Source organism: Caulobacter sp. GW821-FHT12F03 (assembly GCF_058806855.1).
In genome coordinates this window covers 197,286-210,406 of record NZ_JBXAQC010000006.1, presented here as the reverse complement: position 1 = coordinate 210,406, position 13,121 = coordinate 197,286, and the positions used below count along the sequence as shown (strand labels likewise).

The 13,121-nt window shown below is 70.2% G+C and carries 9 protein-coding genes; 2 read left to right on the top strand and 7 right to left on the bottom strand.

The window, feature by feature from the left end; all coding sequences use genetic code 11:
• Position 1: 1 nt before the first annotated feature.
• Entirely contained in the window at positions 2-1,324 is a 1,323-nt protein-coding gene (locus AC1RN0_RS14975; protein ID WP_492788254.1) for a tetratricopeptide repeat protein, read from the bottom strand.
• Entirely contained in the window at positions 1,305-1,802 is a 498-nt protein-coding gene (locus AC1RN0_RS14970; protein WP_492788253.1) for an Lrp/AsnC family transcriptional regulator, read from the bottom strand. Before AC1RN0_RS14970 ends, AC1RN0_RS14975 begins: the two co-directional genes overlap by 20 nt.
• Before the next feature lie 141 nt (positions 1,803-1,943).
• On the opposite strand from AC1RN0_RS14970, the gene AC1RN0_RS14965 reads away from it, so the two are divergent.
• Positions 1,944-5,354: an indolepyruvate ferredoxin oxidoreductase family protein gene (locus AC1RN0_RS14965; RefSeq protein WP_492788252.1), complete on the top strand. Its 3,411-nt coding sequence runs from the start codon at positions 1,944-1,946 to the stop codon at positions 5,352-5,354.
• Positions 5,355-5,611: 257 nt separating this feature from the next.
• On the opposite strand, the gene AC1RN0_RS14960 is transcribed toward AC1RN0_RS14965, so the two are convergent.
• Together AC1RN0_RS14960 and AC1RN0_RS14955 are read right to left on the bottom strand one after the other, a co-directional pair.
• Entirely contained in the window at positions 5,612-6,370 is a 759-nt protein-coding gene (locus AC1RN0_RS14960; protein ID WP_492788251.1) for an acyl-homoserine-lactone synthase, read from the bottom strand.
• Positions 6,371-6,427: 57 nt separating this feature from the next.
• A complete protein-coding gene (locus tag AC1RN0_RS14955; protein WP_492788250.1) occupies positions 6,428-7,708 on the bottom strand; it encodes a tetratricopeptide repeat protein in 1,281 nt (426 codons plus the stop codon).
• Positions 7,709-7,774: 66 nt separating this feature from the next.
• On the opposite strand from AC1RN0_RS14955, the gene AC1RN0_RS14950 reads away from it, so the two are divergent.
• Positions 7,775-8,890: an NAD(P)/FAD-dependent oxidoreductase gene (locus tag AC1RN0_RS14950; RefSeq protein WP_492788249.1), complete on the top strand. Its 1,116-nt coding sequence runs from the start codon at positions 7,775-7,777 to the stop codon at positions 8,888-8,890.
• Positions 8,891-9,025: 135 nt separating this feature from the next.
• Here the strand turns inward: AC1RN0_RS14950 and AC1RN0_RS14945 are convergent, their stop codons facing one another.
• Genes AC1RN0_RS14945 through AC1RN0_RS14935 form a run of 3 tightly spaced genes read right to left on the bottom strand, consistent with a single transcriptional unit; the run spans position 9,026 to position 13,063 of the window.
• Complete coding sequence (locus tag AC1RN0_RS14945) at positions 9,026-10,249, bottom strand: PQQ-dependent sugar dehydrogenase (protein WP_492788248.1); 1,224 nt, start codon at positions 10,247-10,249, stop codon at positions 9,026-9,028.
• Between the two features lie 13 nt (positions 10,250-10,262).
• Entirely contained in the window at positions 10,263-12,035 is a 1,773-nt protein-coding gene (gene asnB / locus AC1RN0_RS14940) for an asparagine synthase (glutamine-hydrolyzing) (RefSeq protein ID WP_492788247.1), read from the bottom strand.
• Positions 12,035-13,063: a glycosyltransferase gene (locus AC1RN0_RS14935; protein WP_492788246.1), complete on the bottom strand. Its 1,029-nt coding sequence runs from the start codon at positions 13,061-13,063 to the stop codon at positions 12,035-12,037. Before AC1RN0_RS14935 ends, asnB begins: the two co-directional genes overlap by 1 nt.
• Positions 13,064-13,121 lie beyond the last annotated feature (58 nt).

The following is a 13,121-nucleotide window of genomic DNA, read 5'->3' as shown; positions in this document are numbered from 1 at the left end:
CTCAGAACATGCCCTTCGGCAGGGTCAGGCGGAACACCCGGACAGGTCCCGGCGCGGGCGTCACAAGGCGCCCGTCATCGGCCCGCGTGTCCCAGCGCGCATGGCCGACGAAGACGACCTCGGCGCCGCGCACGCCGGCGAGCGACAGGTCATCCATGCCCGGCAGGTTCGCCGCCAGCACCATGGTCCGCTCGACCTCGCTGCAGCCGGGATTGATCTGCAGCAGCATAACGCGCTGGGGCGAAACACCGTTCTGGGTGATCACGGCCGCAAACGGCTTCTCGCCCCGCAGACCGAAATCGAACCCGGGCGCGGCCACCAGGCCGTCGGTTCCGGCGAGACCGGCCATCAGCCCTTCCAGCGGCCGGTCTTCACCGCTGGCCAGGTCGACCCGGTGCAGGCCGGTCGCGTAGTCGGCGACCAGCATCGCTGTCTCGCCCGGGCACAGGACCATGCCCTGTGGCGAGGCCATGTGGCCCGGCTCGACCACAGGGTCGAGCGCCGCGCTGCCGGGCTTCAGCCGCCAGACGCCGCCGCCGACCGAGTCCGTGGCGTAGACGGTCCCGTCCTTCGCCAGCACCAGGTCGCCGATCTGGCGCCGTGCGCCATCGTCGGGCAGCGGGTAGCGCGCGAGGATGGTCCCGTCCCGGACGGAGACCTTGAGCAATCCGGTGCGGGCGGGCCCCGCCGCGCCGGGCACGCCGTCGCCCCTGGCTTCGGCGGCCCAGAGCACGCCCCGCCGCGCGTCGATCGCCAGTCCGAAGATGGCGCCGGTATCGGCGTCCGCCTTGAGAAAGGGCGTCGTTCCATCCGGTGTGAGGCGGACGATCGTCCGGCCCGCCACGGTCCCCAGCAGCCAGCCCTGACCGTCGTTGACGAGGCCTTCGCCCATCAGCTCGGGCGCGCCGCTGAGCGTGGCGACCGCCTCGATGTCGCCGACAGGCTCGGCGTTCTGCGTGAACAGCGCCGCCACGTCGGCATAGCCCGGCAGCTGTGCGAGGGCCTTGAGCGCTGGATCCTTGTCTACGTCGAACAGCAGGCCCATGCCGGCGTAGAGCTGAACATTGGTCAGGGCCGCGTCCAGGTCGCCCGCGGCGGCCTGAACCCGCGCCAGCCGGATGTAGGATCCCGGGACATCGGGGTACAGGTCGAGCGCTTCCCGGAAGGACTCGAGGGCCTTGTCGAGGTCACCGGTCTGGACGGCGGCCGCGCCTTCGCGACGCAGGCGCTGGTACTGCGCCAGCCGTCCTTCCGGCGCGGCGGCGGCGATCAGCAAAAGGGCGGCCAGCGCCGCCCCGAAAACCCTAGCCGTGCGGGCTGACATAGGGGCTGACCATGCCCAGCGGCACGGCGGTGGTGTTCTTCACGCCGCGGATGACGATGCGGCTCTCGATGTTCGACACCAGCCCGAGGCTGAGGATCTTGTCGCGCAGGAAGTCGTCGAAGGCGTGCATGTCGCGGGTGACGATGCGCAGCTCGTAATCCGCCGCGCCGGTGACGGTGGCGCACTGCACCACCTCGGCCCATTTGATCACATTGCTCTCGAACTGCTCGAGGTTCTCCTTGGTCGGCAGGGAGAGCTTCACGGTGCAGTAGACCTCGAAGCCGAGGCCCAGCTGTTCGCGGTCGAGGATGGTCACCCGGCGCTGGATGATGCCGGCGTCCTCGAGCCGTTTGATCCGCCGCCAGCAGGGGCTGGAGGACAGGCCGACGCGTTCGGCGATTTCGGCAACCGACAGGCTCGCGTCGTGTTGAATGAGATCGAGAATCTTTGCGTCAACCGCGTCTAGCTGCTCTGCCAAACCTTTTTCCCCCAATATGCCGTTCCGCGCCCTGATCGTGCCGAACTGCACGGTGAAAGGGGCACGGCTTTGGCAAGCAATTTCGCCGCGCTTGTATGATCTTGCAAGCCGAACCGACCCCGTCACAGGAAAGATTTTTCAATGCGCCACGACAATGTGACGCTAGACGACAAATATCTGCTCGAAAACGGTCGTGCCTTCATAACCGGCGTGCAGGCATTGATCCGTGTCATGCTCGACCGTCGGCGCCTCGATTTGCGTGACGGGCTGAACACGGCGGGGTTCGTTTCCGGCTATCGCGGCTCGCCGCTCGGGGGTCTGGACCAGCAGGCCAACCGCGCCGGCAAGCTGCTGAAGAGCCATGAGATCGTCTTCAAGGAGGGCCTCAACGAGGACCTCGCCGCGACGGCCGTCTGGGGCAGCCAGCAGGCCAACCTGTTCCCGGGCGCGAAGTTCGATGGCGTCAGCGCCATGTGGTACGGCAAGGCGCCGGGCGTCGACCGCACGGGCGACGTGTTCAAGCACGCCAACTTCGCCGGCACGACGCCCAAGGGCGGCGTCATCGCCGTCGCCGGCGACGACCATAACTGCAAGTCCTCGACCCTGCCGTCGCAGTCGGAATACGCCTTCCAGGACTTCGAGATGCCGGTGCTCTCGCCGGCCGACGTGCAGGAGGTGCTCGACTACGGCCTGCTCGGCCTGTCGATGTCGCGCTTCAGCGGCCTGTGGGTCGGGCTGATCGCGCTCGCCGACACCATGGACAGCGGCGTGACCATCGACGTCTCGCTCGACCGCCACAAACACGTCGTCCCCGACAACTTCGCCCTGCCGCCCGGCGGGCTGCACATCCGGCTGAAGGATCAGCCGATGGACAAGGAGCAGCGGCTCCGCAACTACCGCATCCCGGCCGCCCTGGCCTTCGCCCGCGCCAACGGCATCGACCGGGTGGCGCTCGCCGCGCCGCGGCCGCGCCTCGGCATCGTCTGTTCGGGCCAGGCCTACAAGGACGTGCTGGAGGCCTTCCAGGCCATGGACCTGGGCCTCGAGGAAGCCGCCGCGCTGGGCGTCTCGATCTACAAGGTCGGCATGCCCTGGCCGCTGGAGCCGCAGGGGCTGCGCGCCTTCGCCGCCGGCCTCGAGACGCTGATGTGCATCGAGCACAAGCGGCCGCTGATCGAGGACCAGGCCCGGGCCGTCCTCTACGATCTGCCGGCCCACGCCCGGCCGAGGATCATCGGCAAGAAGGACGAGAACGGCCGGCCGCTGATGGAGCAGACCGGCTCCCTGACCGTCGCGGCCATCGCGCTCGACCTCTACAACTACCTGCCGGACGGCCCGCACCGCGAACGGGCCCAGGCCTATCTCGACAAGGTCTCGGCCGCTTCGATGGCCGCCGTCACCCTGGCCAGCGACCAGCAACGCAAGCCGTTCTTCTGCTCGGGCTGCCCGCACAACACCTCGACCCGCCTGCCCGAGGGCAGCCGCGCCCTGGCCGGCATCGGCTGCCACTACATGGCCAGCTTCAACGACCCCTCGACCGACCTGAACACCCACATGGGCGGCGAGGGCCTGACCTGGGTCGGCGCCGCGCCGTTCACCACCGAGAAGCACGTCTTCCAGAACCTCGGCGATGGCACCTACAACCACTCCGGCTCGCTGGCGATCCGGGCGGCGATCGCCGCCGGGGCCAACATCACCTACAAGCTGCTGTTCAACGACGCGGTGGCCATGACCGGCGGACAGGCGGCCGAGAGCGGCTTCACCCCCGCCCAGATCACCCGCCAGCTGGCCAGCGAAGGCGTGACGAAGACGGTCATCGTCGTCGACGAGGTCGATCGCTACGCGGCCGTCACCGACCTGGCCCCCAATGTCGAGATCTTCCCGCGCTCGGACCTGATGAAGGTCCAGCGCATGCTGCGCGACACCACCGGCGTGACGGTGCTGCTCTATGACCAGACCTGCGCCACCGAGAAGCGCCGTCGCCGCAAGCGCGGCACGATGGAGAAGGCCCCGCGCCGGGTGTTCATCAACCCGCTGGTCTGCGAGGGTTGCGGCGACTGCTCGGTCAAGTCCAACTGTGTCTCGGTTGAGCCGCTGAACACCGAGTTCGGCCGCAAGCGCAAGATAAACCAGTCGACCTGTAACCAGGACTACAGCTGCGTCGACGGCTTCTGCCCATCGTTCATCACCCTGGAGGGCGCCGAGAACGCCACCCGCCAGAAGATGGCCGCCCTGACCGCCGACGCCACGCCGCTGCCCGAGTTCGAGCCGCTGACCGGGGTGCGCCGCATCCTGTTCACCGGCATCGGCGGCACGGGGGTGACCACGGTCGCCTCGATCCTGGCCATGGCCGCCCACGTCGACGGCCGCGCCGCCAGCGTGGTCGACATGACCGGTCTGGCCCAGAAGGGCGGCTCGGTGTTCAGCCACGTCAAGATCGGCGAGCGCGAGGACACCGTGGTCGGCGGCCGCGTGCCGGCGGCCTCGACCGACGTGCTGATCGCCTGCGACCTGCTGGTCGCGGCCAGTCCGGAAGGCCTGGCGCTGTTCTCCAAGAAGACCACGCGCGCTTTCGGCAACGCCGACTTCTCGCCGACCGCCGACTTCGTCACCAACCGCGACGTGCGCTTCGATACCGGCGGCATGGCCCGCAAGATCGCCGCGGCGACGAAGAGCTACGAGGCCTGCCCGTCGCAGGCCCTGGCCGAGCACAAGCTGGGCGACGGCATCTACGCCAACATGATCATGCTGGGCTTCACCTGGCAAAAGGGCGTGATCCCGATCTCCAGCCGCGCCATCTATCGGGCGATCAAGCTCAACGGCGTGGACTACGAGTCCAACCTCCAGGCCTTCGAGGTCGGCCGCAAGGCCGCCATGGACCCGGACTTCAGGGGCGAGCCGGAAGACGCGGTCGCCACGCCCGAGACCATGGCGCTGGACGACCTGATCGCCAAACGCACGGCCGAGCTGACCGCCTATCAGGACGCCGCCTACGCCGACCGCTATGCCAGGCGCGTCGCCCAGGTGCGGGCGGCCGAGGCTCCGCTGGGCGGCGAGGCCCTGACCCGCGCCGTGGCCGTCAACCTCTACAAGCTGATGGCCTACAAGGACGAGTACGAGGTCGCGCGGCTCTACACCGACGGCCGGTTCGCCTCGGAGCTGGCCGGCACCTTCAAGGGCGGCAAGGTCAAGGTGTGGATGAGCCCGCCGCTGATCGCCCCGAAGGACGCCGACGGCAAGCCGAAGAAGATCGCCCTGGGCGGCTGGATGATCGACCTGGTGTTCCCGCTGCTGACCAGGATGAAGGGCCTGCGCGGCGGTCCGCTGGATATCTTCGGCATGACCGGGGAGCGGAAGATGGAGCGCGGGCTGATCGTCTCCTACGAGGCCCAGCTGGACATGATCCTCGCCGGCCTGACCGCCGAACGCCTGCCGCTCGCCGCTCGCATCGCCGCCGTCCCGCAGCAGATCCGCGGCTACGGCCACATCAAGGACGCGGCGGTGAAGACGGCCAAGGCCGACGAGGCGGCGCTCTGGGCGGAGTGGGGGTAGGTGGAGCGGGGACATGTACCGACGGTACGTGTCCCCTAAACCCGTAGCCGCTCGATTGGGGGACACGTACCTGCGGTACATGTCCCCGGCATCAGACCATCCTCTCCCGGAGGGAGAGGTGGCCCGGCGGAGCCGGGTCGGAGAGGGATGAACAGCTGACAGACGGGATCGCGCGGGGTCATCCAGCGCCGGCGTCTCCCTCTCCACCATGCTCCGCATGGTCCCCCTCTCCCTCCGGGAGAGGAAAGATGCGTCAGCTACCCCAACCTCTCCCGCCAGTAGGCCTCCGCCATCTCCTCCGGCCGCAGGTGCACCCGCTCCAGCGGCGTGAACCCCGCCGGCGGCCGCCAGTCCGGCCCCACCGGATCAACCCGCAGCACATCCGCATACAGCCGGGGCGCCTCGTCCGGCCCGTCGGCCCACCAGATCGCCGGCCCCGTCTGGCCGCGCGCCCGGCGCAGGTTGCGGGCGGCGATGGCGGTGGCGTGGGTCATCACCCCGACCAGCACCCCGTCGCGCGTGCGCTGTGGCAGGCCCAGCGGCTCGGGATGGCCGCCCCAGGCGAGCAGCGCCTGGGCCAGCTTCAGCTCCATGATGGTCAGGGCCCCGCGTCCGCCGACGATCCGCTGCAGTTCGGCCGCCGCCACCAGCAGCTCGCTGATCACCGGGCTCAGCAGGTCCTTCAGCGCCGCATGCGACCGGGCGAACAGCCGGCTCATCTCGAGGAAATCCTCGCCGATCGGCGGGGCGTCGGCGAACAGCTCGGGCAGGATCTGGCCGGCCAGGGTCGGTCCGCCGCCGCCGTTGAACCGCGCCCCGCCCAGCACCCGCCCGTCGACCACGGCCAGCAGATAGGCGGCGTCCGCCCTGTCCCACGGATCGGTCTCGCGACCGTCGGACCGGCGCAGCTCTTCCCAGCCCTTGAGGTCGACGAACACCTCGTGGCGGATGCGGAACATGTCGTCCATCAGCGCCCGGAAGGCGTCGCGGTTGGCGGCGTTGAGCAGCAGGATCACGGGCCAGGTCTCCGGCCCACCCGAGGATGTCAGTCCCGCGAAGACAACTATAAGGTGTTAATCGATCACGCGCAACCGCGCGGCGGCCCGGTCGGCTTCCAGCGCGGCGACAAGGCCGTGGTCGCCCGCCCGCCGCGCCGCCTCGACCAGCGTCAGGTCGATGACGTCGCGCTGGGCATGGCTGCCGCCGAAGCGGTGGGCCACGTCCCGCACGGGCCGCAGGGCCGCCAGCGCGCCGCGCCAGTCGCCCTCGCCGAACGCGGCCAGCCCCCGCACCACCGGCTCGCCGACCTGCACGAAGGCGGCGTTGTCGCCGCCGGCGGCGATCGCCCGCGCCTGGGCCTCGCGCAGGGCCGCCAGGGCGTCGGTCCGTCCGGCCCCGACGAAGGCCATGGCCGCGTGGGCGTCGTTGAAGGCGTAGAGGCTCTCGGCCACCGCCGGCTGCCAGCGGTCGGCCAGCTCGCCCCACCGGTCGCCGACGTCGACGCTCTGCAGCTGCAGCCGCCAGAGCAGGGCCGAGGCGTCGACCATATTGTAGGCCAGCTCCGACCGGTCGCCCCAGATGGGATCGTCGTACAGCGCCAGCGCCGCGTCGGTGTCGCCCAGCCCCAGGTGGAACAGCGCCAGATGCCACCAGTTGTGCACCTGGAAATAGCTGTCGCCGGTCCAGCGGGCGAGGTCCTCGCGCATCCAGGCGACGCCTTCCTCGCGGCGGTTCTGCATCTCCAGCACATGGGCCACGGCGTGCTGCGCCCAGCCGTTGCGCGGTTCGATCTCGATCGCCCGCCGCCCGGTCGCCTCGGCGGCGACGTAGTGGCCGGTCTCCTCCAGCCCGAAGGCGTGCAGGCCGAGCACGGCGTGATAGCCGGGCATGTCCGGCGTCCAGTGGGGCAGGGCGGCGCCGATCCGGTCACGCAGCATCCGTGCGTCGCCGCGCAGGAAGTCGAGCAGCTGGCCGATCTGCAGGGCCAGGGCGTCGCGGGGATACCGTGCCGACACGTCCCCCAGCACGCGCGCGGCCGCCGCGATCTCGCCGCGCGCCATATGGCCCAGCGCCGTCACATGGCCGGCCTCGCGGTCATTGGCCGGCAGGGCCAGCGCCCTGGCATGGCAGTCGAGGGCCACCGGCAGCGGGGCGGCGTCGGTGCCCGCCGCGTGCAGGTAGCCGAGGAACACATGCGCCATGACGAAGTCCGGACTGTCGGCCAGCGCCGCGCGCAATCCCCGCACCGGGTCGCCGATGAAGCACTGATGCCCGGCCAGCACCGTCTCGTAGAGATCGAGGGCCGCCGCGCTGGCCCCCGTGGGCCGCTGCGCGGTGGCGATGTCGAAGGCCATGGTCTGCTCGTCCGTTGCGGAAATCACAGCTTGGCCTGACCGGCCGCCGTGGTCTACGCCTTGGACATGAGTGACTTCGACTTCGACGCGATGGTGGTCGGCGCCGGCGCGGTGGGCCTGGCCACGGGCTACGCCCTGGCGCAGCGCGGCCTGTCCGTGGTGGTGCTGGAAAAGGAGAAGATCATCGGCCAGGGCGTGTCCTCGCGCAATTCCGAGGTCATCCACGCCGGACTCTACTACCCGACCGGCTCGCTGAAGGCGCGCTTCTGCGTCCAGGGTCGCCGGCTGCTCTACGCCTTCCTCGACAGGCACCACGTCGACTACCGCAAGTGCGGCAAGCTGGTCGTGGCCAACGGCCCCGCCGAGGTCGAGCATCTCGACGCCATTCTCGAACAGGCCCGGATCAACGACGTCGAGGGCATGGCGCGGCTGACCGGCGCGGCGGCCATGGCCATGGAGCCGCGCCTGAAGTGCGACATGGCCCTGCTGTCGCGGGAGAGCGGCGTTTTCGACAGCCACGGCTACATGACCGCCCTGGTCGGCGAGATCGAGGCTCACGGCGGGGCGGTGGTCACCTCAACGCCGTTCGAGGGCGCGACGCCCCTGCCGGGCGGCGGGTTCAGCGTGCGGGCCGGCGGCGAGGCGCCGACGACCCTGACCGTGCGCAGGCTGGTCACGGCCGCGGGCCTGGGCGCCCAGGCGGTGGCGGCCCTGATCGAGGGCTTCCCGGCCGACAGGATCCCGGCCCGCCACTTCGGCAAGGGCGTCTACTTCCGTCTGGCCGGCAAGGCGCCGTTCGAGCACCTGATCTATCCGCCGCCGATCCACGGCGCGCTCGGCACCCACTACCGCAAGGACCTCGGCGGCCAGGCGGTGTTCGGCCCCGATCTGGAGTTCGTCGAGACCGAGGACTATTCGGTCGACCCGACCAAGGCCGCGGCCTTCGCCGCCTATATCCGCAAGTTCTGGCCCGCCGTGCCGGAGGACCACCTGTCGCCCGACTACGCCGGCCTGCGCCCGAAGATCCACGGTCCCGACGAGCCGCAACCGGACTTCCGGCTGGACGGCGAGGACGTGCACGGTCTGCCGGGCCTCGTGGCGATGTTCGGCATCGAGAGCCCGGGCCTGACGAGTTCGCTGGCGATCGGGGAGGAAGTGGCGGTGCGGTTGGGGCAGGACTGATCAATGCCCTGCGTCCTTCGAGACGCGATCCTGAGGGATCGCTCCTCAGGATGACGTGGAGGGTTGGGCTTCACCGATAGTCGTCATGGTGAGGAGCGAGGCCGCAGCCGAGCGTCTCGAACCACGCAGTTCGGCTCAGCTCTTCGGAACCAGCCTCAGCACCTTCCCGTCGGCGTCGTCGGTGGCGACATAAACCGCACCGTCCGGCCCCACCCGCACATCGCGGATGCGCAGGCCAAGGTCCTGCAACAGCCATTCCTCGCCGACCACGCGGTCGCCCCTGAGCGTCAGCCGTACGAGCTTCTTGCTCGACAGGCCGCCGACGAACAGGCTGCCCTTCCAGGCCGGAAACAGGGCCGCGTCATAGAAGGCCATGCCCGACGGGGCGATCACCGGATCCCAGTAGTAGACCGGCTGCTCCATCCCGGCCCTGGCGGTGATGCCCTCGCCGATCGGCTGGCCCGAATACTCCTCGCCATAGGTGATGGTCGGCCAGCCGTAGTCCTTGCCGCCCTGCGGGATGTTCAGCTCGTCGCCGCCTTTGGCGCCATGTTCGACTGTCCACAGCCGGCCCGTCCACGGGTTGATCGCCGCCGCCTGCAGATTGCGGTGGCCGTAGGACCAGATCGACCGGTTCGCCTCGGTCACGGCCGCGAACGGATTGTCCTTGGGAATTGAGCCGTCGGGATTGATGCGCACGACCTTGCCGAGGGTCCCGTCCAGCCGCTGGGCCTGGACGCGACCGGGCAGGATCGACCGCTCGCCCGTGGTGATGAACAGGTGGCCGTCCGGCGCGAAGGCCAGCCGGCCGCCGAAGTGCATGGTCGAGTCGAGCGTCGGCGTCATGCGCCAGAGCACCTGCACGGCCTCGACCCGCGCCCGGGCCCCTTCGACCACCAGCTTGCCGCGCGCGGCCGCCGTGCCGTTGCCGCCGTCGCGCGGCTCGGCGTAGGTCCAGTAGATCAGCCCGTCCGTCGCGAAGTCCGGCGACAGCGCCACGTCCAGCAGGCCGCCCTGGCCGCGCGCGTCGACCTTCGGCAGGCCGTCGACCGGCGCCGACAGGGTCCCGTCCTTCGCCACGATGCGCAGCCGGCCGGCCCGCTCGGTGACCAGCATCCGGCCGTCGGGCAGCCAGGCCATGGCCCAGGGATGGTCGAGGCCCGTGGCGACCGTCTGGACCTCGAAGGTCACGCCAGCGCTGACCAGCGGCGCGCGGGTCTGGCCGGGAAAGGCCGGCGTCTGGCCTTCGGCGTTGGGCGGCCGGGTCTCCAGCGGCTGTCCGGCGGTCTGGGCGCCGGACGGCTGTCCGCCGCAAGCGGCGAGGATCAGGGCGGCGAGAGCGAGCGGGGCAGGGCGCATGGCGGCAGTCTCCTCAGGCGTCCCCGGTCAAAGAGGCCAGCGCCGCGCGGGGTTCCGCGCCCTCGAGGTGAATCCGCGACCACAGGGCGAAGACCATCAGCGGCCAGCGGTTGTGGGCCTGGGCCGGGTCGGTGAACACGGCGCGGACGGCCTCGACATCGCAGGTCTCGGCCACGGCCTTCACCCCGGCGATGCGCGGACCCAGGTCCCCGGCGCGCGGCGCGATCCAGCTGGCCACCGGGACGGTGAAACCCTTCTTCTTCGCCCACGGCTCGGCCGCCGGGCAGTGCCGCTCCAGCCACTTGCGCAGGATGTACTTGCCGTACTTGCCGCGCACCTTCATCCGGTCCGGCAGGTTGAACGCGAAGGCCGCGACCTCCCTGTCGAGGAATGGCGTGCGGCCCTCCAGCCCATGCGCCATCAGCATCCGGTCGAGCTTCAGCAGCAGGTCGTTGGGCAGCCAGGTGGCGATGTCGGCATACTGGGCGCGCTGGAGGGGGGAGAGGCCGGGCGGCGGCGCCGACGCCTCCCGCCAGCGTGCAAGGGCGCCCTTGCCGCCATCCTTGAGGAAGGCCGCGTCGATCTGCGGCTCTGCCGGTCGCCCGCCGAGCCAGGCCGGCCGCAGGGCGCGGCGATAGCGGCCATAGCCGCCGAACAGCTCGTCCCCGCCTTCGCCGCTGAGCACCACGGTCAGGGTGCCTTTCGCGGCCTCGGCCAGCTTGTAGGTCGGCAGACAGGCGTAGTCGGTGGTCGGATCGTCTAGGGCCCAGGCGACCTGTGGCGCGATGCGCCAGAAGTCCTCCTCGCCGAAGGTCGTCTCGCGCCAGTCGAGGTTCAGCGCCTTCGCGACCCGCTCGGCCGCCCCCCGCTCGTCGCGCGCGTCCGGCGCGTCAAAGCCGCAGGTGTAGGCGGTGACCGGGCGTTCGTTCAGGCGGGCCATCAAGGTCGCGATGGCGCTGCTGTCGATCCCGCCCGACAGGAACAGGCCGTAGGGGACATCCGACCGCTGATGGACAGTCACGCTATCCTCAAGGACCGCGTCGAGGCGATCGAGCAACTCTGCATCCCCGAGAGACGACGATGGAACCGGCCTCCGAGCGCCGCCTGTGTTCGAGGGTTCGAATAGCAAACTGCCCGTCCGGAAACCCAGAAGCCCGTGGCCGGTCGTGACCTGAAAGCCTTCTAACGGGCGCAGACGTATAACGTTTTCTGCGGCTTGCGGATCAGTGATCCCATAGCCCAGTGCCAGTACCTCGCCCGCATTGTCAGCTGACGCCCCGGTCAGGGCTTCAGGCGTAGGGCCAGGCAAGGCCCTTAGTTCGGAGGCGAAGGCCGTGCCTTGGCCGCGTTGGGTAGTATACAGCGGCTTGATCCCGAACCCGTCGCGCACCAGCCAGGTCCGCCCGTCACATCCGATCAGGCAGAAGGCGTACATGCCCCGCAGCCGCTCGAAGGCCTTTTCCCCCTCCTGCGCATACATATGCAGCAGCGGTTCGAAGTCCGAGCCCGTCGCCAGCTTCCCCTTCAGCTGGAATTCCTCGGTCAGCTCCAGGTAGTTGTAGATCTCGCCGTTGCCGATGATCGTCGAGCCGGCGGCGTGCAGCGGCTGCCAGCCGCCTTCAAGGTCGATGATCGAGAGGCGCGCATGGGCCACGCACCAGCCCGGGCCGCTTTCGACCCGGATGCCGTTGGGCCCGCGGTGGGCGATGCGCTCGATCATCGCCCGCACATCGCGCTCGGCCTGCGCCGGGTCGGTGACGCCCAGAATGCCCGCGATGCCGCACATCAGCCTTCACCCAGCCGCGAGAACAGATGCCGCCATTCGGCGACCACGGCGGCCTCGGCGAACTCGGCCTCGACGCGGGCGTGGCCATTCTGGATCAGCCTGATGCGCAGCATCGGGTCGGCCAGCACCGCCTTGACCCGGTCGGCCAGGGCCTCGGCGTCGTCCACCGGCGTCAGGAAGCCGTCCTCGCCGTCGCGGATCAGCGCGCCCGGTCCCTGGCTGTCAGCGGCGACCACGGGCAGGCCGTGGGCCCAGGCCTGGATGACAACATTGCCCAGCGGCTCGAACCGCGAGGGAAACACGCAGACGTCGGCCGCGCGATACAGCGCCGCCGCGTCCTGCCGCCAGCCGAGGAATCGCACCCGGTCGGCCACGCCCAGGGCGCCGGCCATGGCCTTCAGTTTCTCGTCCAGCGCGCCGGACCCGGCGATCCACAGCACGGCGTCCGGGATCAGCGTCAGGGCCTTGAGGCTGACGTCATGGGCCTTGGCGTCGTGCAGCCGGCCCATGCCGAGCAGCAGGGGAACGCCCTCGGGCGTGTCCAGCGAGGCGCGGCTGACCGGCGCGGCCTCCTCGGTCCCGCCGGCGAAGTTGGGGATGTAGCTGACCTGCGGCGACGGCCAGCCCTGGGCGATCACCCAGTCGACGATGTCCCGGGTGTTGCCGACCAGATGGTCGAAGCCGCGATAGTATTTCAGGCTGTAGTAGCCGCCGAGCCGGCCGATCCGCTTCCACGGCCCGGTCGGGGTGTGGCGCGCGGCGCGGTTCATCCAGGCGACCATCACCTTCGCATCCATGCGCCGGCCGAAGGCGGCCACGCCCGGGCGGGTCAGGATGTCCAGCGGACTGCCGAAGCCGAAGTCGCGGCTGACGACGCCCGCCTCGGCCAGCGCCTTGCCACGGGCGGCGTGCCGGCGGATCGCGCAGGCCTCCGCGACCCCCGCGCGATGCAGGGCCGTGACGAGGTCGACGAAGTAGGTCTCGGCGCCGCCGTCACCGCCGGACCCGAGCAGATGGAGCACGCTCATGTGAGCGGGACCCTATCCGCTGAGCCGCGCTTTCCCAAGCCGCATGACGCGCTCTTGA

What these genes read in the sequence shown, in the direction of transcription:
- AC1RN0_RS14975 (WP_492788254.1), bottom strand. Translation starts at nt 1,324, where the DNA reads ATGTCAGCCCGCACGGCTAGGGTTTTCGGGGCGGCGCTGGCCGCCCTT.
- AC1RN0_RS14965 (WP_492788252.1), top strand. Translation starts at nt 1,944, where the DNA reads ATGCGCCACGACAATGTGACGCTAGACGACAAATATCTGCTCGAAAAC.
- AC1RN0_RS14955 (WP_492788250.1), bottom strand. Translation starts at nt 7,708, where the DNA reads ATGGCCTTCGACATCGCCACCGCGCAGCGGCCCACGGGGGCCAGCGCG.
- AC1RN0_RS14950 (WP_492788249.1), top strand. Translation starts at nt 7,775, where the DNA reads ATGAGTGACTTCGACTTCGACGCGATGGTGGTCGGCGCCGGCGCGGTG.
- AC1RN0_RS14945 (WP_492788248.1), bottom strand. Translation starts at nt 10,249, where the DNA reads ATGCGCCCTGCCCCGCTCGCTCTCGCCGCCCTGATCCTCGCCGCTTGC.
- asnB (WP_492788247.1), bottom strand. Translation starts at nt 12,035, where the DNA reads ATGTGCGGCATCGCGGGCATTCTGGGCGTCACCGACCCGGCGCAGGCC.
- AC1RN0_RS14935 (WP_492788246.1), bottom strand. Translation starts at nt 13,063, where the DNA reads ATGAGCGTGCTCCATCTGCTCGGGTCCGGCGGTGACGGCGGCGCCGAG.